The following is a 25,456-nucleotide window of genomic DNA, read 5'->3' on the forward strand; positions in this document are numbered from 1 at the left end:
ATTGCGAGCGGAGCGAAGCAATCCATGCGTCACCACGAAGAGAGAGTGGATTGCTTCGTCGCTGCGCTCCTCGCAATGACGAAACCCTCGAGCTGATCCGTTAAGGCATCACACATGCACGCAGCCCAGATCCTGGTGAACGCGGTCGTTCTCGGCTGTCTCTATGCCTGCATTGCGATCGGCTTCTCGCTGGTCTGGGGCGTGCTCAATGTCATCAACCTGATCCACGGCTCCTTCATCGTGCTCGGCGCCTATCTCGCGTTCGGGCTCTACAACGCGCTGCACATCTCGCCCTGGTATTCGGTCGCAGTCGCCGCGCCGCTGTTCTTCGTGCTCGGCTATCTTCTGCAGCGGCTGTTGCTCAACCGCGTGATCACCGCGCCCGTGCTGGTGACGCTGACGCTGACCTTCGGGCTCGACCTGATCCTGAACAACGCGATGATCTATTTCTTCAAGGCCGACTACCGCAAATTGACGCTGACGCCGTCGCTCGGATCGGTCTCGATCTTCGACGTGGTGGTGCCGGTCGACCGGCTGATCGCGACGATTTCGGCGCTGGTGCTCACCGGACTGCTCTATCTCCTGCTGCGGCACTCGCGCGTCGGGCGCGCCATCGTCGCGGTGCGGCTCGACCGCGACGCCGCCGTGCTGATGGGCGTCGACGTCAAGTCGATCTACGCGATCGCGTTCGGTCTCGGCGCTGCGCTCGCGGGTTGTGCCGGCGTGCTGATGGCGTTGATCTTTCCGATCTCGCCACTAACGTCGTCGGGCTATCTCGGGAAGGCCTTCGTGGTCTGCGTGCTCGGCGGCCTCGGCAGCGTCTCGGGTGCGCTCGCGGGCGGATTGTTGCTGGCGCTGGTCGAAGGGATCGGCTCGACCTTCTTCGGCCCGGCCCATGCGACCACGCTGTCCTTCATCCTGCTCATCGTCTTCCTGATCCTGCGCCCGCAGGGGCTCCTTGGCCGGAAGGGTTTCGAATGACGAAGTCGAACATCGCCCTGCTTATCCTGCTCGCGGTCGTCGCATCGCTGCCGCTGTTCGGCGGCGCCTATGCGCTGCGGCTCGGAACCATCGCCTGCATGTATGCGATCCTGGCGCTGTCGTGGAACGTTGTCGGCGGCTTTGCCGGCTATCCCTCGTTTGCGACCGCCGCCTTCTTCGGCTTCGGCGCCTACACCACGGGCGTGCTGCTGGGCAAGGGATTGCCGCTTTGGCTTTGCGTGGTCATTTCGGCCGTTGCTGCTCTGCTGATCACGGCGGCACTCGGCGCCGCGCTGCTCCGCCTGCGCGGACATTACTTTGCGATCGCAAGCCTCTCACTGGTCGAGGTGCTGCGCGAGCTCGTCAACAATGCCACCGATCTCACCGGTGGCGGCATGGGTCTCAACATCCCGCTGGTGTCAGGCTCCGGCGTGATGGCGGAAGCGATGTTCTTCTTCTATGCGATGTGGATCCTGCTGCTGCTCACCGCGCTGATGGTGATGGCGGTTGCCGGCTCGAAGCTCGGCTTCGGCCTCGCCTGCATCCGCCAGAACGAGACCGCCTCCAGCATGGTCGGCCTCAACACCACTCTTTATAAGAGCATCGCCTTCGGGCTGTCGGCCTGTTTCGTCAGCGCTGCCGGTGGCATCTATGCCGCCTGGGTGCACTATATCGATCCGTCCGACGTCTTCGACATCCTCTACTCCGTGAAGCCGATCGTGATGGCGCTGATGGGCGGCCTCGGCTCGCCGCTCGGCGTTGCCTGCGGCGCATTCCTCTATCTCGGTCTCGAGGAGGTGGTCTGGCGCAACTACATCCAGATCCACACCGGCGTGCTCGGGCTGATCATCGTCCTCTTGCTGCTGTTCCTGCCGCACGGCCTGATTTCGTTGCGGCCGTCCAACCTCTGGCGACGGGTCAAGCATGTCTGAGATCCTTCGCCTCGAAAACGTATCCCGGCATTTCAGCGGCCTGCAGGCGCTGCGCGGCGTCACGCTTACCGTCAACAAAGGCGAGGTGCTCGGCCTCATAGGACCAAACGGCGCCGGCAAGACCACGCTGGTCAACACCATTTGCGGGGTCACGCCGGCCAATTCCGGCAAGGTCTCCTTCGATGGCAACGACATCACGCGGATCAAGACCTATCAGGCGGCGCGGCTCGGCCTGTCGCGCACCTTCCAGATCGTGCAACCCTTTGCCGAATTCACCGCGCTCGACAATGTCGCCGCCGCCGCGCTGTTCTCGCAGCCGGGCCAAAGCCTGAAGGTGGCGCGCGAGCAGGCAATGGCGCATCTGGTCTATGTCGGCCTCGAGCTGCAGGCCAATCACCCTGCCGCGACCCTGACGCTCGCCATGCGCAAGCGCCTCGAGCTTGCGAAAGCGCTCGCGATGAAGCCAAAACTGTTGTTCCTCGACGAGGTCAATGCCGGCCTCAACAGCGCCGAGGTCGAGCGCGCAACGAAGCTGATCCACGAGCTTGCCGCCAGCGGCATCACCATCGTCATGATCGAGCATCTGATGAAAGTCGTGCTCAACGTCTGCACCCGTATCGCGGTGCTGCACAACGGCGCGCTGATCGCCGATGGCGCGCCGCGCGAGGTGATCGAGAATCCGGCCGTGGTCGAGGCCTATCTCGGCCAGCAATATGCGAAACGGAATGCCGCCCGTGGCTAGCTCCCTGATCCTCGAACTGAAAGGGCTGTGCGCCGGCTATGGCGAGATCCAGGTGCTGTGGGGCATCGATCTCGAAGTCCGCCACGGCGAGATCACCGCGTTGATCGGCTCCAACGGCGCCGGCAAGACCACGCTGATGCGGGCACTGTCGGGCCTGATCCCGACCTCCGCCGGCAACTATTTCTCGGAAGGCCGCGACCTCACCGGCGACACCGCCGCCGAGATCCTTGCCCACGGCATTGTGCATGTGCCGGAGGGACGGCGGCTGTTCGGCGCCATGAGTGTGGAGGAGAACCTCCTGATGGGCGCATATTTGCGCGACGCGAGCCGCGCCGAGATCAATCGCGACCTCGAGCAGGTCTATGCCACGTTCCCGAAGCTGCGGGAGCGGCGGCGGCAGGCGGCGGCGACCTTGTCCGGCGGCGAGCAGCAGATGTGCGCGATCGGCCGCGGCCTGATGAGCGCACCGCTGCTGTTGATGATCGACGAGCTCTCGCTCGGGCTTTCGCCCTTGCTGGTCGAACAACTCGTGGCGGCGCTGCGCGAACTCAACGCTGGCGGCACGTCGATTCTGCTGGTGGAGCAGGACGTCACCATCGCGCTCGATCTCTGCCACCGCGCCTTTGTCATGGACATGGGCCGTATCGCGCGGAGCGGCTCGGGCTCCGAACTGCTCGCCGATCCGATCGTCCGCGATGCCTATCTCGGCGTTCTCCACGAATGATCGACCTTTTCTAAGCCCTTTACGTTGCAAAGAGGTGTCATGATTACGACCATCGAGGTTCAAGACGGCGGCTATCGCTTCATGCCGGGCGTCAGCCAGTATTCCTGCGGCATCGGCGCGCTTCCGGGCTTTTCCATCGAGCGCGTGCGCTTTGCCGATCCGGTACCGCTGAAGGCGGGATTTGCGCGGATCGCCGAAATCCTCAAGAATGCCGGCCGACCGCTCACCGCGTTCGGTGCCTGCGAATTGCGCTCGCCTGCGCCGTTCACGGAAGAGGGCTTTCGCGCCTTCAACGAGATCTACATCAAGACCCTGATCGAATGGGGCGTCATGAAGGACGGCGTCAATCCGGTGGCGCGCAGCAATGTCTGTCCGAAGATCGATCCGCCGTCCGAGCCCTGCTTCCACGCCTTCTCCTATGCAGTGCCGGCGCCGCAGGCCGCGCCGTCCTTCGTGATCGCCGGCAGCGGCGAGTCGGTCGAAGGCAAGGCGAACTATCGCGATCACATCATCAGCCCCGGTGATGTCAGCCCGGCGGGCATGCTTGCCAAGGCAAAATGGGTGCTGGACGAGATGGAACGCCGCATGAGCGCGTTCGGCGGCACCTGGAAACAGACCACCGGCGTGCAGCTTTACACCGTGCAGGACGTCTATTCGATCCTGGAAAGCGAACTCGGCCGCCGCGGCGTGTTCAGGAACGGCCTGACCTGGCATTTCAACCGCCCGCCGGTCGTCGGTCTCGACTACGAGATGGATTGCCGCTGTGTTCACGTCGAAAGGGTGATCTAGGTTCTTCCTCTCGCCGCACGCGGAGGCGAGGTGAGCTGCAGCTCACCTCTCGATCTCGCATCATCGCGCCCAACTCGCATCAAAAGCGCGTGTTGCCGCGCGTCCAAGCAAGCCGCTTTCTTGACAGGCGAGGAGCCAAACCGTTTCCTTTGGCTGCTCGAGATCTGGACCGGCTGGGACGTCAATGCGAAGCGAAGCGGCAGTCATCAGGCGGCGTGATCTTTTCTCGTTGATCGGCGCGATGGCCGGCAGCGCAGCGATGTATCATGCGATGACCAGCCTCGGCTTCGCCTCCGAGTCGACCTACAAGGGGCCGATGAGGCTCGAAGGGAACCCGAAGGGCGCATCTGTCCTGGTCCTCGGCGCGGGTCTTGCCGGCATGACGGCGGCGCTGGAGCTGCGCAAGGCAGGCTACAAGGTCCAGATCCTCGAATTCAACAACAGGGCAGGCGGCCGCAACTGGACGCTGCGCGGCGGCGACACCTTTGTCGAACTCGGCGGCTACAAGCAGACCTGCGAATTCGATCACGGTCTCTACATCAATCCAGGCCCGTGGCGGATTCCCTATCACCATCGTGCGCTGCTTGATTATTGCAGGCGGCTCGGCGTCGCGCTCGAGCCGTTCATCCAGTTGAACCACAACGCCTATCTGCACGCCTCACGCGCGTTCGGCGGTGAGCCGCAGAAAATCCGTGCGATCAAGGCGGATTTCCAGGGGCAGGTTTCCGAACTGCTTGCGAAGGCAACCCAGCAGGGCAAGCTCGACGAAGCCGTGTCCAAGGAGGACCAGGAGATCCTGCTGCAGGCGCTACGCTCCTGGGGCGCGCTCGATTCCGACTACAGATATAGTGCCAATCTCGTCTCGGCCGAGTTCCGCGGTTATGCGCGCGAGCCCGGCGGGGGCTTAAGTCCCGAGCCGTTGCCGAGCGATCCCGTCACCTTGTCGGACCTGTTGCGGTCGCGGGTCTGGCGTTACTTGCAGAATTTCGCGCGTTACAGCTTCCAGACCACGATGTTCCAGCCGGTCGGCGGCATGGACATGATCGGCAAGGCCTTTGCAAGGGAGGTCGGCGACCTCATCCGCTATAACGCCAAGGTGACGCAGATCCGGCAGAACGACCGCGGCGTCACGGTGAGCTATGTCGACACCACAAATCCGTCGACGGTGCTGCACGCAACAGCGGATTGGTGCATCTGCACGATCCCGCTGTCGATCCTGAGTCAGATCCCGATCGACGTCGGCAGCCGCATGCAGGCGGCGATCGACGCCGTTTCCTACGCCGGCGCGGTCAAGATCGGCCTGCAGTTCAAGCGCCGCTTCTGGGAGGAGGACGAGGCGATCTATGGCGGCATCAGCTATACCGACCTGCCGATCCGGCAGATCGCCTACCCCAATGACGGTTTCAATCGCGCCGGCCGCGGCGTCTTGCTCGGCGCCTATCTGTTCGAAGGCGCGAATGCCTATGAGTTCACCGCAATGATGCCGGCGGAACGGATCGCAAGCGCCCTCGAGTTCGGTTCCATGATCCATCCGCAGTACAAACGAGAGTTCGAGAACGGTGTTGCGGTCGCCTGGCACCGCGTGCCCTTCACGCTCGGCTGCAGCGGCGAATGGACCGACGAGGGCAGGGCGAAGCACTACAAGAATCTGTGCCAGATCGACGGGCGGATCGTGTTGGCCGGCGAGCACGCATCGGATCTGCCGGCCTGGCAGGAGGGAGCGATCCTGTCCTCGCTCGACGCCATTGCGCGACTGCACGAGCGGGTGGTGAAAACGTGACGCCGACGAGACCTCATTTCATCGCGCAAAAGGCAGGCGCCGCGCTGCTCGCGTTCCTCCCTGCGGCGACGGGCGTCACGCAGGACAACACCGCCACGCGCGCGACCTTCAGCTCGGGCTACCGCTTCGTCGAAATGACCGGCGAGGAACTGTTCGCCAATGTCTGCCAGGGCTGCCACATGCCCGATGCCTCGGGCGCAGCCGGCGCCGGGGCTTACCCCTCGTTGATTGCCAACCGGAATCTTGCAACCAGCAGCTATGCCGTCCATCTCGTCGTCAACGGCCGGCGCGGCATGCCGGCCTTCGGCGACATGATGACCGATGGCCAAGTCGCCGCAGTTGTGAATTATCTGAGGACGCATTTCGGCAACAGCTACACCGACGCGGTGACGGCCGGGGAAGTCAGGGAAGCGCGCCGCTGAAGCGCTGAGTCAAAGGGGGAATAGATGAGAATTCGTACGATACCGTTGCTCGTCATGCTTTTGGCGCTGGTGTCCGCCAATGCACAGGCCGAGATCGTCAGGCATCCGATTCCCAATTCGACATTCCCGATCGCGCAATCGGTGCAGGTCACCGGCAATGCCACGATCTATTATGTCAGCGGCCAGGTGCCGCCGGTGACCAACAAGGACGCCGATCCTTCGAGCCGGGACGCCTATGGCGACACCAAGGCCCAGACCGTCGGCGTGCTCAACCGCATCAAAGGCATCCTGGAAGGGCTCGGCCTCGGCATGGGCGATGTCATCAAGATGCAGGTGTTTTTGGTGCACAGCCCAACCGCGCCGATGGACTTCAAGGCCTTTATGGACGGCTATACCCAGTTCTTCGGCGGCAGCCAGCCGAACCTGCCCGCGCGCTCGGTGGTCGGCGTCGCTTCGCTCGCCAATCCCGGCTTCCTGGTCGAGATCGAAGTAGTCGCGGCCAAGGACGCGAAATAGCTTCACGGCGCGATTCGTTCACCCGGAACCAGGCTCCCGAGCGTCGGCCGTGAGAGACGCCGGTGTCTTCGGCGCGAAAGATACAGCAGAAAGCCGGTCACCACGAGCAGCGGCATCAGGCTCGCAGCTAGCATGAACAGCAGCTTGCCCGGCCATCCAAATATGCTGCCGCGATGAATATCGAGCACGCTTGAAAGTATTCGCTCGCCGAAGGTCTTGTCCGCGTAGATCTCCGCCGATATCAGCCGGCCGGTGACGGCATCTACCCGGAATTCGTCGCGCGCGCCCGGATGCGACGCATCGCGTGCCCAGGACCGGATCCGCACGACGGTACCCGCACCGGTCGGCAGTGTCAGTTGGGCCGTCGCGAAACGGCTGCCCTGTTCGTGCAGGAATGTCGACCATACGCGATCAAGCGCAAGCGGTCTGGCATCGGCTGCGGCGGCGTCTCGCACTGGCTTGGGCTTCATCGGTGCAGCAGCACTCGAAGGGCGCGACAGCAGCCAGGTGGCGCCGTTCTTGTACCAGTCGAACGAATACCACAGGCCGGTGAGCACCATCACCAGGTAGATCGGCAGCACCCAGGTTCCAGCGACGGCATGCAGCGACCTGTGGAAGCCGCGGCCGCGCAGCGCCAGATTTGGCTTCAACCACATTTTCGCGCTGCCGGCGCGATGAGGCCATCGCAGCACGATCCCGGAGATCAGCATCGCGATCAGGCCGATCGCGGCCACGCCGGTGATCTGCCGGCCATAGCCATTGGCATCGCCGGGCAACAACAGCCAGCGATGCAGCTTGCGGACGGTGACAAAAAAATTCTCGCCCCGCGGCGAGCCGAGCACGTGCGCATCATAGGGATCGACATAGATCGAGGAAGGCCGGGAGCCGCCCTCGCTGCGGGCAAACCGGATCCGCACCGCCGACGACGGCTCGCTCGCCATCGTCACGGCTGAAACCTTGCCGAAATCCGGATTCGTCTGCAGTCGCGCGATCAACTGGTCCGGTGTCAGCATCGGGGCCGGGCGAGCCTCGACCCGCATGATCCCGGCATTCAGGCTGGCCTGGATTTCATCCTCGAAGCTCATCATCGCGCCGGACATCCCGACCAGCCCCAGCACCAGCGAAAGCGCAAGGCCAATGACGGAGTGGACCTGCAACAAGGCGGCCTTGATCGATTGCTTGTTCATCAATTGGAAGGAACAGGTCGCGGGATCAGCGTCGAAATCGGCGAGGCCTGATGATCACCGCCCACTCAACAGCGTTTACCAAACGATACCGAAAAGATATTCGTCCCGCCACCCAGGCGAGGCTCACACAGTTTGTAATAGTTCTACGTTGTGTGCCGGCGCGCTATCGAGCACTCTCTACGACACTTGCCGTGAATAATAATGTCATCTTCGCGGGGTTTATGACAATTTTGTTTTCACTTCCACGCGCCTCCCCGCAGGACTACCAGCATATAGCCGATGAATGTGAACGAGGCGGGCCTCATGGTTCGAGACGCGCCGCAAGCGGCGCTCCTCACCATGAGGGTCTAAGATGCCGTCGCGAAATCAGACCTCATCCTGAGGAGCCTGCCAAAGCGGGCGTCTCGAAGGATGGGCCGCGAAGGGACTGCCCACCAAGTTCTATTGCATATGCGACAGCCCTGTGCCTCCGCGAGAGGTCCGTCTCAGAACTTCACCGTGGCCGAGAGCGAGACGCGCCGCGCGTCGCCGAGCGCGACGTTCAAATTGCTCACAGCCGAGGGATAGTAGACGGTGTCGAACAGGTTCTTGACGTTCAGTTGATAGATGACCGGCAGGTTCTCGTATTTGGTCTCATAGCTCGCGAACACGTCCGCAACGACGTAGGACGGCAGGACGAACGTGTTCGCTGCGTCGCCAGGCCGGTCACCGACATAATGCGCTCCACCGCCTAGCCGGAGCCGGCCCGGCAAGGCCGTGCCGAAGTCGTAGACCAGGTAAAGCGAGGCCGTGTTCAGGGCGACGTTCTGCAGCGCCATGCCGGCCAGCGTCGGATCTTCGATCACCCGCGCATCGGTATAACCATAGCTCCCGATCATGCTCCAATTGTCGCTCAGCCGTCCGGTGACGTCGACCTCGATGCTGATCCTTCAGCACCTGCTCCGGCACGACGTTGACGACTTGCGAGGTGTCGAGCGGCGAAGCGCCGGTGCGCAGCGTGGTCGAGCTGGGCATCGCGCGATAGCCCAGCCTGGCCTGGTACAGCGCCGCCGCTGCCGCGGCAGCGCGCTCCGACGGCGTGGGCTCGGCGGGCGCAACATTCCGATTTCGTTGAGGCGTTGTCGTCGCTGCTCGCGTGTGCGGCGCGGACGGACCCGCTGGGCGCGCCGGCCTGCGCTTCTGTGTCGGCGATTCCACCGTCACCGCCGGCAAGGTGACGCTCGATTGTGCCCGCGCGATTGTGATGGAAGAGGAGCAACCAGCCAGCAGGACCGCGGTGCCGATGAAAAAATTCCCCTGTCCCAGGAGACGGCGATCAGTGCTGACCTTCACTTCGATTCATTTCCAAGACGAGTTTTGCGGCGGTGCCTTTAGCAGCCGCAGCAAACAGAAAGAACAGCGCTGGAATTGAATCTCTCTAAGGACGCGCGTCGCACGAATGATTTGCAAATCTGTCGCGCGATACGCCAAGAGTCTGTTGTCGCGTCGAGCTGCTTCTTTCAATTTGTTGCGAAGGAGCGGGGGAAAACTTGACAGTGGCGTCACCGCCACCGCGCCGCGCCATCTTGCAAAACCTCAGCGTCCCTGTCTGAATATCGCACAACTGGGGCGAGTGGAATCGGAGACCCGAGATGGTTGGAAACGTCAGACCAAGGCTTGCAATCCTGCTATCGACCGCGCTCGCTGCGGCTCTTGGAACGACAGCGATCGCCGCGGAAGGACTGAGTCCCGAGCGGCAGTTCGCGCGCGACATCTACCAGGAGCTTGTCGAGATCAACACCGTCACCGCGACCGGCGACACCGCGAAGGCGGCGGAGGCGATGGCCGCCCGGTTGCGCGCCGGCGGCTTTGCGGACAGCGACGTGCAGGTGTTCTCGCCGGCGCCGCGCAAGGGCAATCTGGTGGCGCGGCTGCGCGGCAGCGGCGTGCGCAAGCCGATCCTGCTGCTCGCCCATATCGACGTGGTTCCGGCCAATCGCGAGGACTGGTCGGTCGATCCGTTCAAGCTGACCGAGCAGGACGGCTATTTCTATGCCCGCGGCAGCGGCGACGACAAATACATGGCCGCGGCCTTCGTTACCAATCTCATCAGATACAAGAAAGAGGGCTACAAGCCCGACCGCGACATCATCCTGGCGCTGGAGACGGATGAGGAGATCCTGGACGCCAACGGCCTCGGCATCCAATGGCTGCTCAAGAACAAGCGTGACCTGATCGATGCCGAATTCGCGCTCAACGAAGGCGGCGGCGTCGGCTTGAAGGATGGCAAGCCGATCCGCAACAGCGTGCAGACCACCGAAAAGGTCTCGCTGAGCTACCTGCTCGAAGTCAGGAACCGGGGCGGCCACAGCTCGGTGCCGATAAAGGACAATGCGATCTATCGCCTCGCCGAAGGGCTAGTCCGCCTCTCGAAGTTCAGTTTCCCGCTCAATCTGAACGAGACGACGCGGGCTTATTTCGAGCGCACCGCCCAGTTCGAGAGCGAGCAGACGGCATCCGACATCCGCTCGGTGCTCTCGGACAAGCCCGACCCGGCCGCGATGTCGTTTGTCCGGCTCGCTGCCAATCCTGCCTATAACGCGCAGCTCCGCACCACCTGCGTCGCGACGATGCTCGAGGCTGGTCACGCCGTGAACGCGCTGCCGCAGCTTGCGACCGCCAAGGTGAACTGCCGCATCATGCCGGGCGAACCGGTCGACGGTGTCAAGGCGACGCTGGAGCGTGTGCTCGACGACGATCAGATCAAGGTCACCCAAATGGGCCAGGCCGTGTTGAGCGCGCCGTCGGCCCTGCACGAGGAGATCATGGGCGCGATCGATAAACTGTCGCACGAGTTCTGGCCGACAGCGGCGGTGATCCCGACCATGAGCACCGGCGCCACCGACGGCAGCTATCTACGCAACGCGGGCATCCCGACCTACGGCCATTCCGGGCTTGCCGCCGATATCACTGACATCCGCGCCCATGGCAAGGATGAACGGATCCTCGTGAAATCATTCTACGAAGGCGAGGAGTACCTCTACCGCCTGGTGAAGACGCTCGCCGGCGGCACGTGAATCGCCTCGTCATTGCGAGCGAAGCGAAGCAATCCATGCCTCCACGAGCGGCGAGATGGATTGCTTCGCTTGCGCTCGCAATGACGTGAGAGTGGCAGTGCGCCACGCCCACTCTCCACGTCGCCCAATGTTTATGCAGGGGTGAGCAGAATGAGCAGGGATTAGCTGCATTTACATGCAGTTCTGGTCGCCTTTGGGCTCGCCGGCTTTTGACCGGCATTGTTACACTGCAGATACTTTCATCTCGTGCTTCCAAGCCGATGCGGATGCGTTCGTCGAACGAGCCTTCATGAAGCCTGCTCCCTTCAAATACATTGCCGCTTCGTCGCTGGATCACGCGCTCACGCTCAAGGCCGAATATGGCGACGAGGCGAGATTCCTGGCGGGCGGCCAGAGCCTGATCCCGGCGATGAATTTTCGCCTGGCGCGGCCGGCGGTCGTGATCGATATCAATGGTCTGGATGAGCTTGCTGGCATCGATCACGGCTCAACCATTCGCGTCGGCGCACTGACGCGCTATTGCGCGCTCGAACAAGACAGCGAGTTCCTCGGTTCCTGTCCGCTGTTCGCCGACGCGCTGCCGCACATCGCGCATCCGCAGATCCGTAACCGCGGCACGATTGGTGGCAATCTCTCGCATGCCGATCCGGCGTCCGAGCTTCCTGCGCTGGCGGTCGTGATGGAAGCGCATATGCGGCTGAGATCGGCCGGCGGCGAGCGGAAGCTCGCGGCAGCGGAGTTTTTCCAGGGCTTGCTGACCACCGATCTCGCCGCCGACGAGATGCTGGTTGACGTCGAGTTTCCGGCACTGCCGCCGCGCAGCGGCGCCTGCTTCATGGAAGTGGCGCGGCGTCGCGGCGACTTTGCCATCGCCGGTGTGGCCGCCATCGTGACACTGGACACGGAAGGCCGCTGCACCAAGGTCCGGCTCGCGCTATGCGGTGTCGGCGAAACGCCGGTTGACGCCAGCGAAGCTGCTACCGCGGCCCTGATCGGTCAGACTTGCAGCGATGGCTCGATCAAGGCGGCCGCTGCCGCCATACAAGCTACGATTGAGCCGGCCGGCAACATCCACGCCAGCGCAGACTATCAGCGGCATCTCGCCGGCGTGTTGGCGCAGCGCGCGATTCGCATGGCCTATCAGCGGGCGGCCAATGCAGCCTGACCGCCACGAGATCAGCGTCTCCGTCAACGGGACCGCCTATCGGCGCAGCGTCGAGTCGCGGACGCTGCTCAGCGATTTCCTCCGCCACGATTTGCTGCTGGCGGGCACCCATGTCGGATGCGAGCACGGCGTCTGCGGCGCCTGCACGGTCCTGCTCGACGGCGCGCCGATCCGCTCCTGCCTGATGCTCGCAGTCCAAGCCAACGGGCATGAACTCTCGACCATCGAAGGCCTTGCCTCCGATAGCGGTGAACTCAGCCCGGTGCAGAAGGCGATGCACGAGCATCACGGCCTGCAATGCGGCTATTGCACGCCGGGCATCCTGATGACGATGACGGCGTTCCTGAAGCAGAACCCGTCGCCATCGGAAGATGAAGTTCGTGAGGCGCTGTCCGGCAATCTCTGCCGCTGCACCGGCTATCAGCATATTGTCGATGCCATGATGGCGGCGGCGCACGCAATGCGGGCGGCCACGCCATGACCACGCGTTTCTTTGGCGCCCCCGTCAAGCGCAACGAGGACCGCAAGCTCCTCACCGGGCAGGCGCTGTTCATCGACGACGTCGAGCTGCCGGGCATGCTGCACGCAGCGTTCCTGCGCAGCCAGGCCGCGCACGCGCACATCAGGCGTATCGACGTTTCCCGCGCGCTGCAGCGTCCGGGCGTCGTGGCGATCTATACTGCCGAAGATTACGGCGCCTATTGGCAGCCCGGTCCGCTATTGGTGCCGCCGCCGCCGATCCCGGGAAGTGTGTTCAACCTGCGCACGCAGGTGCCATTGGCGAAGGACAAGGTCCGGCATGTCGGCGAGCCCCTGGCCGTCGTCGTCGCCGAAAGCCGCTACATCGCCGAGGATGCTCTCGACGATATCGACGTCGATCTCGAGCCGCTGCCGGCGGTGATTGATCTTGAAGCCGCGCTGCGCCCCGGCTCAGTCCTGGTGCATGACGATCTCGGCTCGAACGTGTCAGCACATGTGCATCAGAGCAAGGGCGACTATCGTGCGGCCGCCGCCAAGGCGAACCTGGTGATCAAGCGCCGCTTTGCTTACGAGCACGGCATTTCCTCGACCATCGAGACGCGCGGCGTCGTCGCCCATTGGGAAGCGCGCAGCCAGCACATGACGATCTGGGATACGACCCAGGCGCCGGTGTTCGTCCGCAACGGCCTTGCCGCGGTGCTCGGCCTCGGTGAGCGGCAGGTGCGGGTGATCGCGCCGTTCGTCGGCGGCGGCTTCGGGCCGAAGATCATGATGTTCTATCCGGAAGAGGTCGCGCTGCCCTGGATATCGATGCGGCTCAACCGTCCGGTGAAATGGATCGAGGACCGGCTGGAGCATTTCTTTGCCACCACGCATGAGCGCGGCCAGATCCACGATGCCGAGATCGCGGTTACGCGCGACGGCCGCATCCTTGGCGTCAAGGACGTCTTCCTGCATGATGGCGGCGCCTATGATCCCTACGGCCTGACGGTGCCGATCAACAGCCAGTGCACCTTGCTCGGGCCCTACGTGGTGCCGTCCTACGACTCCACCTTCACCGCCGTGTTCACCAATCTGCCGATCGTGACGCCCTATCGCGGCGCCGGGCGGCAGCATGGCGTGTTCGTGATGGAGCGGCTGCTCGATCTCGCCGCACACGAACTGAACATCGACCCTGCCGAAATCCGGCGGCGTAACCTCATCCCGGCCGACGCATTCCCGTACAGGAACGGCATCATCTACCAGGACTTTTCCCAGCTCGAGTACGACAGCGGCAACTACGAGCCAGTGCTCGACCAGGCGCTGCAGGCGATCGGCTATGCCGAGTTCAAGCGGGAGCAAGACAAGTTGCGCGCGCAGGGCCGCCACGTCGGCATCGGTGTCGCCTGCTATGTCGAGGGCACTGGCATCGGGCCCTATGAGGGCGCGAAAGTGCAGGTGCAGGCCAACGGCAAGGTCAGCGTCGCGACCGGCATCGGCACGCAAGGGCAGGGGCATTTCACGAGCTTTGCCCAGATCGTCGCCGATCAGCTCGGCGTCGATGTCACCGATGTCGACATCGTCACCGGCGACACCGACCAGTTCTATTGGGGCGCCGGCACCTTTGCGAGCCGCGGCGCGGTGGTCGCCGGCAATGCGGTCAACGAAGCCTCGCGGGCGGTGCGGCAGAAGGCGCTGAAGCTTGCGAGCGACGCCTTCGAATGCGCCGAGGAGGATCTGGTGCTTGCCGACGGCAGGATCTCGATCGTCGGCATTCCGGAAAAATTCTTGAGCCTCGGCGAGCTCGCGCGGCGCGCCAACCCGATGCGCGGCGCGGTGAAGCCCGGCACCGAGCCGGGATTGGAATCGACGCAATATTTCGGGCCGCCGAGCGGCGCGACCGCCAATGGCGTGCATGCCATGATCGTCGAGGTCGATCCTGATACGTTCGATCTCAAGATCTTGAACTACGTGGTTGTCCACGATTGCGGCACGGTGATCAACCCGCTGATCCTCGAGGGGCAGATCCACGGCGGCGTCGCGCAAGGGATCGGCAATGCCTTCTACGAGAAGCTCGTGTTCGACGACCAGGGCCAGTTACTCAACGCCTCCCTCGCCGACTATCTGTTGCCGACCGCGCTTGACGTGCCGCGCATGGAGCTCGGCCACACCGTAACGCCATCGCCGCTCAACCCGTTGGGCATCAAGGGCGCCGGCGAGGCGGGCGCGATTCCGGTCGGCCCCCTGTTCGCGCAGGCGATCGAGGACGCGCTGCAGCTCAAGGAAAAGAATGTCGAACTGTTGGAGATCCCCTTGAGCCCGAGCCGGATCTTCGAGCTGATCGAGGCGAGCCAGCCATGAGAACGGCGCGGGTTTTCCGGCTTTCGATGGCGCATCCCGGCGATCTCTCCGAGCTCGAACGCCTGATCGCCGATGGCACAGTGCGCGCCGCCGACGTCGTCGCCATCATCGGCAAGACCGAAGGCAATGGCGGCGTCAACGATTTTACCCGCGGCTACTTCACCCAGACCTTGATGCTGCTGCTGTCGAAACATCTGAACAAGCCGGCCGAGCAGTTGATCCGCGAGATCCCCTGCGTGCTCTCGGGCGGCACCGAGGGCGTGATGAGCCCGCATTACAGCGTCTTCTGCATCAGCGAGACCGAACCGGCGCCAGAGGCCGGATCGTCGCTTGCGATAGGCACCGCTTTCAGCCAACCGGTCCCGGCGGAGGATGTCGGCCGCCGCGCCCATGTCGACAGCGTCGCCAATGCCGTGCGCGCCGCCATCGCCAATGCCGGGATCGAGCGACTGGAGGATGTGCACTTCGTGCAGGTCAAATGCCCCTGCGTGACGGTCGCCCGTGCCGCGGCCGCGATCGCTGCCGGCAAGACACCGCTCACCAACGATCCCAACAGGTCGATGGCCTTTGCCCGCGCCGCCGGTGCATTCGGCGTAGCCGTCGCGCTCGACGAACTGGCGCCATCGGCCTTCGCCGACGCGTCGCTGCTCAGCGACTTCTCCATCCAGTCGCCACGCGCCAGCATTTCCTCCGGCGTCGAGGTTGAAAGCAACGAAGTCGTCGTGCTCGGCAACAGCCCGCGCTGGACCGGCCCCTTGCGCATCTCGCACCGTCAGATGGCGGACGCGCTCGACATCGGTGCCGTCATCGACGTGCTCGCCGATCTCGGCATCGCGGCCAGTCCGCAGGTCTCAGCGGCGGACGCGACGCGGATCGTGACCGTGCTGGTCAAATGCGAGCCGGACCGCCGCGGAAGAATTCGCGGCAACAGGCACACCATGCTCGACGACACCGATATCAACGCCCAGCGCCACATCCGCGGCGCGGTCGCCGGGCTCGTCGCCGGCGTCATCGGCGACACCAGAATCTTCGTCTCCGGCGGCGCGGAGCATCAGGGCCCGGACGGCGGCGGCCTGATTGCCGTGATCGCTTCGCAAGGGAAAGGTTTGGCCTGATGCGCATCGTCATCATTGGCGCAGGCGTGGCGGGATGCGTGATGGCGCGGAGGCTCGCGCTGTTGGACGGCGTGGAGGTGACCTGCCTCGAGCAGGTGTCGCGCGATGATCATTCCGAAGCCGGCACCGGGCTCAATGTGGGGCCGAACGCCGTCAAGGCGATGAAGCTGGTCGATCCTGATCTTGCCGCGCGCATCACGGCGGCGGGATTTCTCTGGCACAATTGGCGGATCTCGCTCACCGACGGCACCGTGCTGTTCGACCTGCCGCTGAAGGAGGTCGCGGACGGACCAGGCTGGCGCATCCGTTGGTCGGAGCTTTACCGCGTGCTGCGCGAGGCCGCCGGCAACACGGTCTCCTATGGCTGCGAGATCGTCGAGGTCGGCCGTGATTGCGGCGATCCGCGCAAGACTTTCGTCACTTGGACCCAGGACGGCAAGACGCGTCGGCTCGACAACATCGATCTTCTGATCGCCGGCGACGGGCGCTATTCGCAGGTGCGCCGCTCGATCTCCGGTGAGCCGCGGATCACGCCGACGGGAGTAGCCATCTTCCGCGTGCTGGTGCCGAATACGTCGCTGGGCCTGATCGACGATTACGAGCAATGGTTCAACGGCCCCAACCGTCTCTTGTCGTTCCGCGTGCCGCCGGACCACATCTACGTCGCGGGCACTTTCCCGATCGATCCCGAGGCGCAGATCTCCGACCGTCAGAAAACGCCCGAGGTTCTGCGCGCCGCCTATACGCCGCGCGCGGCGCCGCCGAGCGCCCAGGCGCGCTGGCTGATCGACACCGTCTGCAACAATGTCGCCGACACCCATTGGGCGCGGATGCAGGAGCACGAGGTGCTCTACCGCGCCCCCGATTGCAACGTGCTCTATCTCGGCGATTCCGCCCACGGCATGGTGCCGACGCTGGGGCAGGGCGCGACCCAGGCGCTGGAGGATGCCGCCAATGCGGCAGCGCTGATCACGCAGCGCTACACGACCGGAAGCCGCGATATCGCAAGCTGGCTTACCGAGTTCGAGGCCCTGCGCAAGGACCGCATGCGCTTCGTGATGGAGTTCTCGCTTGCCGCCACCGATACGATGCTGGCAGGCGCCGATCCCGTCGCGGGAACCCTGCACAAGAACGAGGCGCCGTTCCTGAACAAGTTGAAGTCGCTCTATTGCGACGTCGGACTGCCGCTAACCTGACGGCCAAGGATTTGAGGAGATCAACGTCATGACCAGAGCCGAACCGACCCTGCCGATCGCAACCGTGCACGGGCTCTATCACATCGCCATCAAGACCGAGAATTTGGCGGCAACGCGGAAGTTCTATACCGAGATCATCGGGCTTCGCGAATTCCCGCGGCCCGATTTCGGCTATCCCGGCGCCTGGCTCGGCTGTCCGCAGCCCGGAGGGCTTGCGATCATGCACATCTATGCTGGCGGTCCCGCGCTCGGCCCCGAGGGCAAGGCGCCGGCGGGAACGGCGGCGATCGACCACGTCTCGCTGTCCTGCTCCGGCTATCGCTCGTTCGTGTCGCGCTTCAAGGCGGCGGGGCTCGATTGGCGCGAATTCATCGTGCCGGGTACGACGCTGTGGCAATTGTTCGTCTATGACCCCAGCGGCGTGCAGCTCGAACTGACCTTCGAGTGTGGCGGGGAGGGCGAGGAAAAGCCGGACATGTCGCCCGGCCGCAAATATGTCGCGGGCTCGAGCTTCTTCGACAAGGCGACCTATCCCAAGCTCGCCTGACGATGGCCGGTGAGCGCGCGGGACGATTGACACCCAGCTGCTTCTGCGGGAGAGGACAGTCACCTTTCCTTGGAGCAGTTGCATGGTGGATTCGAGCAGCACGCGATCCGGGGCACGCGTGGCCGTTGCAGGCCTCGGTGCCATCGGCGCGAGCGTGGTGAAGGAACTGGACCGCGGCATCGAAGGATTGGCGCTCAGCGCGGTCTCGGCGCAGAACATCGCAAAGCACCAAGCCTGGCTCAATGATCTGAAGACTCCGCCAAAGATCCTGCCGATCGAGGAACTGGCCGAAGCCGCCGATATCGTGGTCGAATGCGCGCCGAGCAAGCTGGTGCGTTCGATCGTCGCGCCCGTGGTCGAGCGCGGCAAGACTGCGATCGTGCTCAGCGTCGGCGCGCTGCTCCAGAACGAGGACCTGATCGCGCTCGCGCGGAAGAACGGCGGCCAGATCGTGGTGCCGACCGGAGCCCTGATCGGGCTCGACGCCGTCACCGCGGCGGCCGAAGGCACCATCCATTCGGTCCGGCTGGTGACGCGGAAGCCGCCGCTGGGGCTCGCCGGCGCGCCCTATCTCGTCGAGAACGACATCAGCGTCGAAGGGCTTTCCGAGCCGCTGCGGATTTTCGAAGGAACCGCACGCGAGGCGGCAAAGGGCTTTCCCGCCAACCTGAACGTTGCCGTCGCCCTTTCGCTCGCCGGCATCGGCCCCGACCGCACCCGAGTGGAAATCTGGGCCGACCCGACCGTAACGCGCAACACCCACCGCATCGAGGTGGATTCCGATTCGGCGCGCTTCTCGATGACGATCGAGAACATCCCCTCGGAAAACCCGCGTACGGGACGCATCACCGCACTGTCCGTGATCGCCTGCCTGCGCAAGCAGCGCGCCTCGCTCCGCATCGGGACCTGATGAGCGGCGCGGTTGCCTGCTGCGAGGCTGCGGGTTTTCGGCTAAGCTCCGCAGCCAGCCACAGCCGGATTGCCCATGCAGATTCATCCCGACGACCTGCTTCTCATTGTCGATGTGCAGAACGACTTCTGCCCCGGTGGCGCGCTGGCGGTTGCCGAGGGCGACGCGGTCGTGCCGGTGATCAATCGGCTCTCTGCGCGGTTCGATCACGTGGTGCTGACCCAGGACTGGCATCCGCCCGGCCACGGTTCCTTTGCCACCTCACATCCCGGCGCGGCGCCGTTCGAAACCATCGCCATGTCCTATGGTCCGCAGACGCTGTGGCCGGACCACTGCGTGCAAGGGACAGAAGGCGCTGCGTTCCATCCGAAGCTTTCGACCGAGAAGGCGGAGCTTGTGATCCGAAAGGGCTTTCGCTCCGCCATCGATTCCTATTCCGCGTTCTACGAGAACGATCGCACCACGCCGACCGGCCTTGCCGGCTACCTGCGCGAGCGTGGATTGAAGCGGATCTTCATGGCCGGGCTCGCCACCGACTATTGCGTCCACTATTCCGCGCTGGATGCGCGCCGCCTCGGCTTCGAGGCCGTGGTCGTCGAATCCGGCTGCCGGGCGATCGATCTTGCGGGTTCGCTTGCGGCTGCGCATGCGGGAATGGCTGCGGCCGGCGTTCAGGTCTTGAGCGACCTCGATTGAGGCGCCGCGCCCGAGAATATCCGGCAAAAACCGTTGTTTTGATTGGGCTTTTGCTCTAATCCCTCGGCTTCATCGGCGGTTCGAACGGAGACATTGTGTCGGGACAGACCTTACGCATCGGCACGCGCAAGACGGCCATGGCGATGGCGCAGACTGAAGAGGTCGCGCGGCTGTTGCGCGCGTCGGCTTCCGACCTGACCGTCGAGATCGTCAGGTTCGAAACCCGCGGCGATCAGGATCAGACCAGCAAGCTGCTGCGCCATGGCGGCAAGGGCGGCGCCTTCGTCGCCGAGATTCGCGAAGCGATGCGCGCAGGCGAGCTGCAGGCCGCGATGCATTCGCTGAAGGATGTGCCGGGCAATGAGGAGACACCGGGTCTCGTGCTCGGCGCGACCCTGCCGCGCGATGCCGCCACCGACTGCCTGGTGCTGCGTCCCGGTCTTTCGCTGGACAGCTTTCGCGCGAGCCGCGGCAAGGGTTTCAAGATCGGCACCAACGCGGTCCGCCGCGCGGCTTACTTGCGCCGGCTGTTTCCTGAAGCAAGCGTGATCCATTTCCGCGGCGCCGCCGACACGCGGATTGCAAAGCTTGATCGTGGCGACAAGCAGCGCTTGCCCGATGGCGGCGAGGTCGGCCCGGCCGATGCGCTGGTGATGGCACGCTCGGGGCTCGAGCGTATCGGGCGCGCATCCCGCATCGCCTATGATTTCCCGGTCGACGAGATGCTGCCTTCGGTCGGGCAGGGCATCGTTGCCGTCGAATGCGTGGCCAACGATTTCGCGACGCGCACCCGTCTTGCGAAGATCGAGAATGCGTCATCGCGCCTCGCCGCCGAAGCCGAGCGCGAGGTGCTGTGGATCCTGAACGGCCACTGCAATTCGCCGATCGCAGGCCACGCCACGCTTGCCGGCAGCGAAATGATTTTGCGCGCCTCGGTGCTGGATGAAACCGGCGACCGCTTCATCGAAGCCCTGCGCACCGGCGCCGCCGATCGCCCCCGCGAACTCGGCCGCGCCGTCGGATTGGAGCTGCTCGACAAGGGCGCCGCCGAAATCATCGCCCGCACAAGGCCGGAAGAGACGGACGAGTAAGCAAAGAACGGTAGGGTGGGCAAAGCGCAGCGTGCCCACCATTCACCTGCGAAGACTCTCTCCATGTCGTCCCTGCGAAAGCAGGGACCCATAAGCACAGGATGTGGTTGTGGCGCGAGCAAGCAGTTACAGCGGAGCACGCCACAGACGCCTGTGGGTATGGGTCCCGGGTCCCGGCTACGCCAAGGGGCTTCGCCGCGGCGCGCAAGCCCGGGACGACGGGAGTGCGCGTAGCGGCCAATGCGCGATGATGCGGAAGCGCGAGGCTGCATCGTCCTGGCGAAATAGCGCCAGCCGGTCGATCGCCAGCGTTGCAAGTCGCACAGACGCAAAGCGCTCTCGCAGCATCGGCACCACGACTTCATGGCGCTCGGCTTCCAATCGCCCGGTCAGCGTCATGTGGAAGCGGAATTCTTCCATCACGTAGGGATAGCCCCAGCGGTCGAGATATTCGACCTGCCGCGGCGTCAATCGCTCGGGATTCCGCCGTGCGCGATCCGCTGGCGTCAGCGGCGCGCGGAATGAGTCGAAGTCGTGCGTGACGTCGGCCGCGAGCTGCTGCAACTCTGCCGACGGTCTTGCCGGGATCATCGCGATGAAGCCGCTGATCGAATCGATGATAGGTTCGATTACGGGAATTTGCCGCGGCGTATCGGCGAAAGCCTCGCATGCCCCAGCCAAATCGGCCTCGGTCTTGCGCTCCGCCAGCGTAATCGGCGCCTTCAGCGTGGCATGAAAGCCGTATTTGCGAGGGTCTTGTGTGATCTCGCGCCAGTCCGGCGGCAAGCCCCGGGGAAAGGGCAGGTCGCCGCCATGATAGGCATCGTAGCCCAGCATCTCGGCGCCGAAGCGATCGAGCGCGCTGCTGGGTGCGGCGGCGTAGTAGAGGGCATAACGGGGATAGTTGGCCATCGTCGCGTCAAGCGGCAGCAACCGCCTTGCGCGGTGCTGTGGAATAGGTGAGCCGGCTGGCATCGGCCAGATGCACGAGACGTCCCGCCGATATCACCGCAACGATGCGCGGCCGCAGCGGCACCTTGTCATCGACGATGATCATGTCGGCGCGGCGACCTTCGGCGAGCACGCCGCGGTCGTCGAGCCCGGCGGCGCGCGCCGGCGCTGCCGAGATCAGGTCCCACGCCTTTTCCAGCGGCAGAACGCCATCAGCGGCAAGCCGGAAGGCCGCGAGCAGTTGCGCTGGATAGTAATAGTCCGAGGCCAGCACCGAGCAGAGGCCCTTGGCGATCATGTCGGACGCCTTGGTCCAGCCGGTATGGCTGCCGCCGCGCACGACGTTCGGCGCGCCGTACACGATGTGATCGCCGGCCGCCGCCGCTTCGCGCGCGGTCTCTTCGTTGACAGGGAATTCGGCGATGCCGACGCCCTGGTCGCGAAACGCCTTGCGCATCTCGGGGCTGTTGTCGTCATGCGAGAGCATGCGGACATTGGCCGAACGCGCCGCGACGGCGAGGCGGGAGACCGAGGCCGGCACATCGTTCGCGCGCGACACCACGCGTGCGACCAACTGGTCGAACTGCTCAGCCGAAAGTCCGGTGCGCTCCACCATCCGGTTGCGCTTCCGTGGCTTTGCCAGGTCCCCAATCGTCCCGTCCATATGGTCGTTGAACGCGAACAGGTCGACACGACCCTCCGCGAGCCAGCCGATGATCTCCGCTTCGGCGTCGAGATTGTAGGTCTCGTGGCGCAGATGGAAGCGCGTGTCGGCGGCAAGCTGCGGGCGCATCTGCTCGATCGCCTCCAGCAGCCTCCGCGCATTGTCGGCGCTGCGCAGGCCCGGCTCCCACGACCAGGTGGTGGCGTGGAACACCGTCGTGATGCCGTTTGAGATCGCCTGCCGGTCGCTGTCAGCGAGCGCCACGTCGATCGGGAAATCGACACCGGCACGAGGCATCATCTGCCGCTCGAAGGCGTCGCCATGCAGATCGACGATGCCCGGCAGCACCTTCAGATCCCGTGCATCGATGCCGAGCGCGCCGTGGCTGTCTCCATCTCCGCCGAGGGCTGCGATGTCGCGGCCCGCGGTCCGCAGCCGCGTTTCGACGATTCCGCCTTCAACCAGCGCCTTGCCGCGTTCGATGATAATGTCAGTCACGAGATGGCACTCCGGCGGGCTGTTGGCGCGTTCAGCGCTTCATACTTTGCGAGGAAGTCCTCGACAACCAGCTTGCGGAAATCCGGCAGCGCCTGACGCAACATTTCGTGATCCCAGTCCCACCAGGCGAGCGCAGCAAGGCGGCTGGTGATGTCGTCGGGAAAGCGCTTGCGAATCGGCCGCGCCGGATTGCCGGCGACGATGGTATAGGCGGGGACATCCTTGGTCACGATCGCGCCAGCCGCGACCACCGCGCCGGTTCCAATCGAGCGCCCGGGCAGGATGATGGCGCCATGTCCGATCCAGACGTCATGGCCGATATGCACACGGTGCTCTCGGCGCCAGGCGAAGAATTCGGCCTCGTCATGTTCGCCGGGGAAGTACGCGCTGGCGCGATAGGTGAAATGCGCCTGTGACGCACGGTGCATCGGATGATTGCCCGGATTGATCCGGGTCATCGCGGCGATCGAGCAGAATTTACCGATCGTCGTGTAAGTGAGCTGCGCATCATTCACGACGTAAGAATAGTCGCCCATCGTAACTTCGAGCAGGCTGGTTCGCGCGCCGACCTCGGTATAGGCCCCAAGCTGGCTATCCCGCACCGAAGCGGTGGGATCAACCGTCGGTACAACGGAAAGCATCTTGCCGGCCATCTTCGCCTCTCGAATGGTTGCGGGGGAACGCACGTCTTCGATGTGCTTCATAACATCAGCGTGACAGGTGTGTGACATCGCCGGCGCTGTGCACGATTGCCGCACTGCAACGCGTTCGTCACACAACTGTAATGCGGTGACGTTAGCCGTTAGCCGACGTGACGGGTTTCGGAGCACTGCATGCTGGTGGTGGAAGGTTTGACGTGCCGTTTCGGTACAAAAGCCGCGGTGGACAATGCTTCGTTCTCGGTTCAGCCCGGTAGTTTCGTCGGTGTGATCGGCCGCTCGGGCGCCGGCAAGTCGACATTGCTGCGGATGGTCAACCGTCTCGCCGACCCGACCGAAGGCCGTATCCTGTTCGAAGGTGTCGACGTCACCGCACTGCGCGGCAAGGCCCTGCGTCAGTGGCGGGCGCGTTCGGCGATGATCTTTCAGCAGTTCAATCTGGTCGGCCGGCTCGACGTGCTGACCAATGTGTTGATGGGCCGCCTTGCCGAGATCCCGTCCTGGCGCTCGCTGACCCAGTTTTGGCCCGACGAAGACAGGGCGCTTGCGATGTCGGCACTCGAGCAGTTCGACATGGCGCAGTTCGCGGCCCAGCGCGCCGACCAGCTCTCCGGCGGCCAGCAGCAGCGCGTGGCGATCGCCCGCGCACTGGTGCAGGAGCCCGACATCATCCTCGCCGACGAGCCGATCGCCTCGCTCGATCCGCGCAATACCAAGATCGTGATGGATGCGCTGCTGCGTATCAACAAGCATTTCGGCATCACCGTGCTCTGCAACCTGCATTCGCTCGATCTGGCGCGCAGCTATTGCGACCGCCTGATCGGCATGGCGGCAGGCCGCGTGGTGTTCGATGGTCAGCCGTCGATGTTGACCGATCACATCGCCCGCGAGCTCTACGATCTCGAGGCCAATGATGTCATCGGCGGGGCGCCAATGCCCGCGCCCGATGCCGCAACAGCTCCGGCGCTCGGCACCGCAGCCGCGGCCTGAACGTCGCAACCTTATCCAGGGAAAGCCGCTGCAGTGTGCAGTGGCCTAACAGGCGTTGCCACAACACAGGGGTAAACCATGATCACTCGTCGCATCATTCTCGCCGGCGCCGCCGCGCTCGCGTTCACCGCGTCCGCCTCGGCGCAGGACTGGAAGGCAAAATATCCGGAGCTGACCTTCGCGGTCGTGCCGGCCGAAAACGCTTCCGGCGTCACCGAGCGCTGGACGCCGTTCGTCAACTATCTCTCCAAGGAGCTCGGCGTGAAGGTCACGCTGCGTATCGCCAACGACTATGCCGCCGTGATCGAGGGCCAGCGCTCCGGCAACATTCAGATCGCAAGCTACGGTTCGGCCTCCTTCGCCCGCGCGCGGCTGACCGGCGTGAAGACAGACGCCTTCGCCAACGACATCAACGCCGACGGTTCGACCGGCTATTATTCGGTGTTCTTCGTCAAGGCGAACAGCCCCTACAAGACCCTCGATGACGTGAAGGGCAAGAACCTCGGCCTCGTCGATCCGAACTCGACTTCGGGCAATAACGTGCCGCGCTTCGAGCTCAACAAGAACGGCATTCCGGACGCCGAAGCCTATTTCAGCAAGGTCGTCTTCACCGGCAGCCACGAGAACGCGGTTCTCGCGCTTTCGCAAGGAACGGTCGACGTCGCCGCCAACCAGTGGACCAGCGACAATGACTCCACGCTCGCCCAGATGCTGCACAAGGGCATGCTGAAGAACGCGGACGGCTCGCCGATGAAGAAGGATGACTTCCGCATCATCCACAAGTCGGCAGAGATCATCAACGGGCCCTATGCCTACAACTCGGATCTTCCCGACGACCTGAAGGCCGCGATCGCGAAGGCCTTCTTCGATGCGCCGACCAAGGACAAGGCGATGTTCGACAAGCTCTCCGACGGCCAGAAGAAGGGCTTCCATCCCGCGACCACCAAGGATTGGGATGGCACGATCGAGCTGATCAAGTTCGTCGACGCCCTGCGCAAGAAGAAGGCGTCCTGATCGGTCGACAC

Annotated in this window: 25 protein-coding genes and 1 pseudogene; 21 read left to right on the forward strand and 5 right to left on the reverse strand. The window is 64.1% G+C overall.

Translation table 11 applies throughout. The features are described 5' to 3' along the window. Nucleotides 1-114: 114 nt before the first annotated feature. The 8 genes from ACVJGD_RS37755 (at nucleotide 115) to ACVJGD_RS37790 (ending at nucleotide 6,886) form a co-directional block, all read left to right on the forward strand. Nucleotides 115-981, forward strand: coding sequence for a branched-chain amino acid ABC transporter permease (locus ACVJGD_RS37755; protein WP_456638962.1), 867 nt, complete (start codon nucleotides 115-117; stop codon nucleotides 979-981). Next, complete coding sequence (locus ACVJGD_RS37760; RefSeq protein ID WP_456638963.1) at nucleotides 978-1,913, forward strand: branched-chain amino acid ABC transporter permease; 936 nt, start codon at nucleotides 978-980, stop codon at nucleotides 1,911-1,913. Before ACVJGD_RS37755 ends, ACVJGD_RS37760 begins: the two co-directional genes overlap by 4 nt. Then, on the forward strand, nucleotides 1,906-2,655 hold the full coding sequence (locus ACVJGD_RS37765) for an ABC transporter ATP-binding protein (protein WP_456638964.1): 750 nt from the start codon (nucleotides 1,906-1,908) through the stop codon (nucleotides 2,653-2,655). The genes ACVJGD_RS37760 and ACVJGD_RS37765 overlap by 8 nt, the downstream gene beginning before the upstream one ends. Then, nucleotides 2,639-3,379 carry an ABC transporter ATP-binding protein gene (locus tag ACVJGD_RS37770; RefSeq protein ID WP_456638965.1) on the forward strand — a complete coding sequence of 247 codons (741 nt, stop codon included), beginning with the start codon at nucleotides 2,639-2,641 and terminating at the stop codon, nucleotides 3,377-3,379. The genes ACVJGD_RS37765 and ACVJGD_RS37770 overlap by 17 nt, the downstream gene beginning before the upstream one ends. Nucleotides 3,380-3,418: 39 nt before the next feature. Next, complete coding sequence (gene cnbZ, locus ACVJGD_RS37775; RefSeq protein ID WP_456638966.1) at nucleotides 3,419-4,168, forward strand: 2-amino-5-chloromuconate deaminase CnbZ; 750 nt, start codon at nucleotides 3,419-3,421, stop codon at nucleotides 4,166-4,168. Nucleotides 4,169-4,409: 241 nt separating this feature from the next. Continuing rightward, complete coding sequence (locus ACVJGD_RS37780; protein WP_456638967.1) at nucleotides 4,410-5,948, forward strand: flavin monoamine oxidase family protein; 1,539 nt, start codon at nucleotides 4,410-4,412, stop codon at nucleotides 5,946-5,948. After that, nucleotides 5,945-6,370 (forward strand): c-type cytochrome, encoded by a 426-nt coding sequence (locus tag ACVJGD_RS37785; protein ID WP_456638968.1) that lies wholly within the window; start codon nucleotides 5,945-5,947, stop codon nucleotides 6,368-6,370. The genes ACVJGD_RS37780 and ACVJGD_RS37785 overlap by 4 nt, the downstream gene beginning before the upstream one ends. Nucleotides 6,371-6,394: 24 nt before the next feature. Then, nucleotides 6,395-6,886, forward strand: coding sequence for a RidA family protein (locus ACVJGD_RS37790; RefSeq protein ID WP_456638969.1), 492 nt, complete (start codon nucleotides 6,395-6,397; stop codon nucleotides 6,884-6,886). A gap of 2 nt (nucleotides 6,887-6,888) precedes the next feature. Here ACVJGD_RS37790 and ACVJGD_RS37795 read toward each other — a convergent pair whose 3' ends face one another. Together ACVJGD_RS37795 and ACVJGD_RS37800 are read right to left on the reverse strand one after the other, a co-directional pair. Next, a complete protein-coding gene (locus tag ACVJGD_RS37795) occupies nucleotides 6,889-8,073 on the reverse strand; it encodes a PepSY-associated TM helix domain-containing protein (protein ID WP_456638970.1) in 1,185 nt (394 codons plus the stop codon). A 485-nt stretch (nucleotides 8,074-8,558) separates the two neighbouring features. Then, a pseudogene (locus ACVJGD_RS37800) lies at nucleotides 8,559-8,993 on the reverse strand (TonB-dependent receptor domain-containing protein); the annotation flags it as partial. A 215-nt stretch (nucleotides 8,994-9,208) separates the two neighbouring features. Here ACVJGD_RS37800 and ACVJGD_RS37805 point away from each other — a divergent pair. From ACVJGD_RS37805 to hemC, 11 genes are all read left to right on the forward strand, one after another. Continuing rightward, on the forward strand, nucleotides 9,209-9,484 hold the full coding sequence (locus ACVJGD_RS37805) for a hypothetical protein (protein WP_456638971.1): 276 nt from the start codon (nucleotides 9,209-9,211) through the stop codon (nucleotides 9,482-9,484). Nucleotides 9,485-9,704: 220 nt separating this feature from the next. Beyond that, entirely contained in the window at nucleotides 9,705-11,129 is a 1,425-nt protein-coding gene (locus tag ACVJGD_RS37810; RefSeq protein ID WP_456638972.1) for a M20/M25/M40 family metallo-hydrolase, read from the forward strand. A gap of 289 nt (nucleotides 11,130-11,418) precedes the next feature. Continuing rightward, a complete protein-coding gene (locus ACVJGD_RS37815; protein ID WP_456638973.1) occupies nucleotides 11,419-12,294 on the forward strand; it encodes an FAD binding domain-containing protein in 876 nt (291 codons plus the stop codon). Next, entirely contained in the window at nucleotides 12,284-12,775 is a 492-nt protein-coding gene (locus ACVJGD_RS37820; protein WP_456638974.1) for a (2Fe-2S)-binding protein, read from the forward strand. The genes ACVJGD_RS37815 and ACVJGD_RS37820 overlap by 11 nt, the downstream gene beginning before the upstream one ends. Continuing rightward, the gene (locus ACVJGD_RS37825; RefSeq protein ID WP_456638975.1) at nucleotides 12,772-15,114 is read left to right on the forward strand and encodes a molybdopterin cofactor-binding domain-containing protein; all 2,343 of its coding nucleotides are present in this window, start codon (nucleotides 12,772-12,774) and stop codon (nucleotides 15,112-15,114) included. Before ACVJGD_RS37820 ends, ACVJGD_RS37825 begins: the two co-directional genes overlap by 4 nt. After that, nucleotides 15,111-16,229: a cyanuric acid amidohydrolase gene (gene atzD, locus ACVJGD_RS37830; protein WP_456638976.1), complete on the forward strand. Its 1,119-nt coding sequence runs from the start codon at nucleotides 15,111-15,113 to the stop codon at nucleotides 16,227-16,229. The genes ACVJGD_RS37825 and atzD overlap by 4 nt, the downstream gene beginning before the upstream one ends. After that, nucleotides 16,229-17,425, forward strand: coding sequence for an FAD-dependent oxidoreductase (locus ACVJGD_RS37835; protein ID WP_456638977.1), 1,197 nt, complete (start codon nucleotides 16,229-16,231; stop codon nucleotides 17,423-17,425). Before atzD ends, ACVJGD_RS37835 begins: the two co-directional genes overlap by 1 nt. A 28-nt stretch (nucleotides 17,426-17,453) precedes the next feature. Next, a complete protein-coding gene (locus tag ACVJGD_RS37840; protein WP_456638978.1) occupies nucleotides 17,454-17,972 on the forward strand; it encodes a VOC family protein in 519 nt (172 codons plus the stop codon). An 82-nt stretch (nucleotides 17,973-18,054) separates the two neighbouring features. After that, complete coding sequence (locus tag ACVJGD_RS37845) at nucleotides 18,055-18,882, forward strand: aspartate dehydrogenase (RefSeq protein ID WP_456638979.1); 828 nt, start codon at nucleotides 18,055-18,057, stop codon at nucleotides 18,880-18,882. Nucleotides 18,883-18,957: 75 nt separating this feature from the next. Beyond that, a complete protein-coding gene (gene pncA, locus ACVJGD_RS37850) occupies nucleotides 18,958-19,578 on the forward strand; it encodes a bifunctional nicotinamidase/pyrazinamidase (protein WP_456638980.1) in 621 nt (206 codons plus the stop codon). 95 nt (nucleotides 19,579-19,673) lie between these two features. Beyond that, the gene (gene hemC / locus ACVJGD_RS37855; RefSeq protein ID WP_456638981.1) at nucleotides 19,674-20,669 is read left to right on the forward strand and encodes a hydroxymethylbilane synthase; all 996 of its coding nucleotides are present in this window, start codon (nucleotides 19,674-19,676) and stop codon (nucleotides 20,667-20,669) included. 177 nt (nucleotides 20,670-20,846) lie between these two features. Here the strand turns inward: hemC and ACVJGD_RS37860 are convergent, their stop codons facing one another. From ACVJGD_RS37860 to ACVJGD_RS37870, 3 genes are read right to left on the reverse strand one after another with little or no spacing between them, the layout of a single operon-like run. Beyond that, nucleotides 20,847-21,581: a DUF1045 domain-containing protein gene (locus ACVJGD_RS37860; protein WP_456638982.1), complete on the reverse strand. Its 735-nt coding sequence runs from the start codon at nucleotides 21,579-21,581 to the stop codon at nucleotides 20,847-20,849. 7 nt (nucleotides 21,582-21,588) lie between these two features. Further along, nucleotides 21,589-22,782 (reverse strand): alpha-D-ribose 1-methylphosphonate 5-triphosphate diphosphatase, encoded by a 1,194-nt coding sequence (locus ACVJGD_RS37865; protein WP_456638983.1) that lies wholly within the window; start codon nucleotides 22,780-22,782, stop codon nucleotides 21,589-21,591. Further along, nucleotides 22,779-23,435 (reverse strand): chloramphenicol acetyltransferase, encoded by a 657-nt coding sequence (locus ACVJGD_RS37870; protein ID WP_456638984.1) that lies wholly within the window; start codon nucleotides 23,433-23,435, stop codon nucleotides 22,779-22,781. The genes ACVJGD_RS37865 and ACVJGD_RS37870 overlap by 4 nt, the downstream gene beginning before the upstream one ends. Before the next feature lie 180 nt (nucleotides 23,436-23,615). On the opposite strand from ACVJGD_RS37870, the gene phnC reads away from it, so the two are divergent. Both phnC and phnD read left to right on the forward strand, forming a co-directional pair. Continuing rightward, nucleotides 23,616-24,431 (forward strand): phosphonate ABC transporter ATP-binding protein, encoded by an 816-nt coding sequence (phnC, locus tag ACVJGD_RS37875; protein WP_456638985.1) that lies wholly within the window; start codon nucleotides 23,616-23,618, stop codon nucleotides 24,429-24,431. Nucleotides 24,432-24,509: 78 nt separating this feature from the next. Then, complete coding sequence (gene phnD, locus ACVJGD_RS37880) at nucleotides 24,510-25,445, forward strand: phosphonate ABC transporter substrate-binding protein (protein ID WP_456638986.1); 936 nt, start codon at nucleotides 24,510-24,512, stop codon at nucleotides 25,443-25,445. Nucleotides 25,446-25,456: the final 11 nt, after the last annotated feature.

Source organism: Bradyrhizobium sp. USDA 10063 (genome assembly GCF_054063735.1).

Coding starts and splice junctions, on each gene's coding strand:
- ACVJGD_RS37755 (WP_456638962.1), top strand. CDS start 115: ATGCACGCAGCCCAGATCCTGGTGAACGCGGTCGTTCTCGGCTGTCTC.
- ACVJGD_RS37760 (WP_456638963.1), top strand. CDS start 978: ATGACGAAGTCGAACATCGCCCTGCTTATCCTGCTCGCGGTCGTCGCA.
- ACVJGD_RS37765 (WP_456638964.1), top strand. CDS start 1,906: ATGTCTGAGATCCTTCGCCTCGAAAACGTATCCCGGCATTTCAGCGGC.
- ACVJGD_RS37770 (WP_456638965.1), top strand. CDS start 2,639: ATGCCGCCCGTGGCTAGCTCCCTGATCCTCGAACTGAAAGGGCTGTGC.
- cnbZ (WP_456638966.1), top strand. CDS start 3,419: ATGATTACGACCATCGAGGTTCAAGACGGCGGCTATCGCTTCATGCCG.
- ACVJGD_RS37780 (WP_456638967.1), top strand. CDS start 4,410: ATGGCCGGCAGCGCAGCGATGTATCATGCGATGACCAGCCTCGGCTTC.
- ACVJGD_RS37790 (WP_456638969.1), top strand. CDS start 6,395: ATGAGAATTCGTACGATACCGTTGCTCGTCATGCTTTTGGCGCTGGTG.
- ACVJGD_RS37795 (WP_456638970.1), bottom strand. CDS start 8,073: ATGAACAAGCAATCGATCAAGGCCGCCTTGTTGCAGGTCCACTCCGTC.
- ACVJGD_RS37810 (WP_456638972.1), top strand. CDS start 9,705: ATGGTTGGAAACGTCAGACCAAGGCTTGCAATCCTGCTATCGACCGCG.
- ACVJGD_RS37815 (WP_456638973.1), top strand. CDS start 11,419: ATGAAGCCTGCTCCCTTCAAATACATTGCCGCTTCGTCGCTGGATCAC.
- ACVJGD_RS37820 (WP_456638974.1), top strand. CDS start 12,284: ATGCAGCCTGACCGCCACGAGATCAGCGTCTCCGTCAACGGGACCGCC.
- ACVJGD_RS37825 (WP_456638975.1), top strand. CDS start 12,772: ATGACCACGCGTTTCTTTGGCGCCCCCGTCAAGCGCAACGAGGACCGC.
- atzD (WP_456638976.1), top strand. CDS start 15,111: ATGAGAACGGCGCGGGTTTTCCGGCTTTCGATGGCGCATCCCGGCGAT.
- ACVJGD_RS37835 (WP_456638977.1), top strand. CDS start 16,229: ATGCGCATCGTCATCATTGGCGCAGGCGTGGCGGGATGCGTGATGGCG.
- ACVJGD_RS37840 (WP_456638978.1), top strand. CDS start 17,454: ATGACCAGAGCCGAACCGACCCTGCCGATCGCAACCGTGCACGGGCTC.
- ACVJGD_RS37845 (WP_456638979.1), top strand. CDS start 18,055: ATGGTGGATTCGAGCAGCACGCGATCCGGGGCACGCGTGGCCGTTGCA.
- pncA (WP_456638980.1), top strand. CDS start 18,958: ATGCAGATTCATCCCGACGACCTGCTTCTCATTGTCGATGTGCAGAAC.
- ACVJGD_RS37860 (WP_456638982.1), bottom strand. CDS start 21,581: ATGGCCAACTATCCCCGTTATGCCCTCTACTACGCCGCCGCACCCAGC.
- ACVJGD_RS37870 (WP_456638984.1), bottom strand. CDS start 23,435: ATGGCCGGCAAGATGCTTTCCGTTGTACCGACGGTTGATCCCACCGCT.
- phnC (WP_456638985.1), top strand. CDS start 23,616: ATGCTGGTGGTGGAAGGTTTGACGTGCCGTTTCGGTACAAAAGCCGCG.
- phnD (WP_456638986.1), top strand. CDS start 24,510: ATGATCACTCGTCGCATCATTCTCGCCGGCGCCGCCGCGCTCGCGTTC.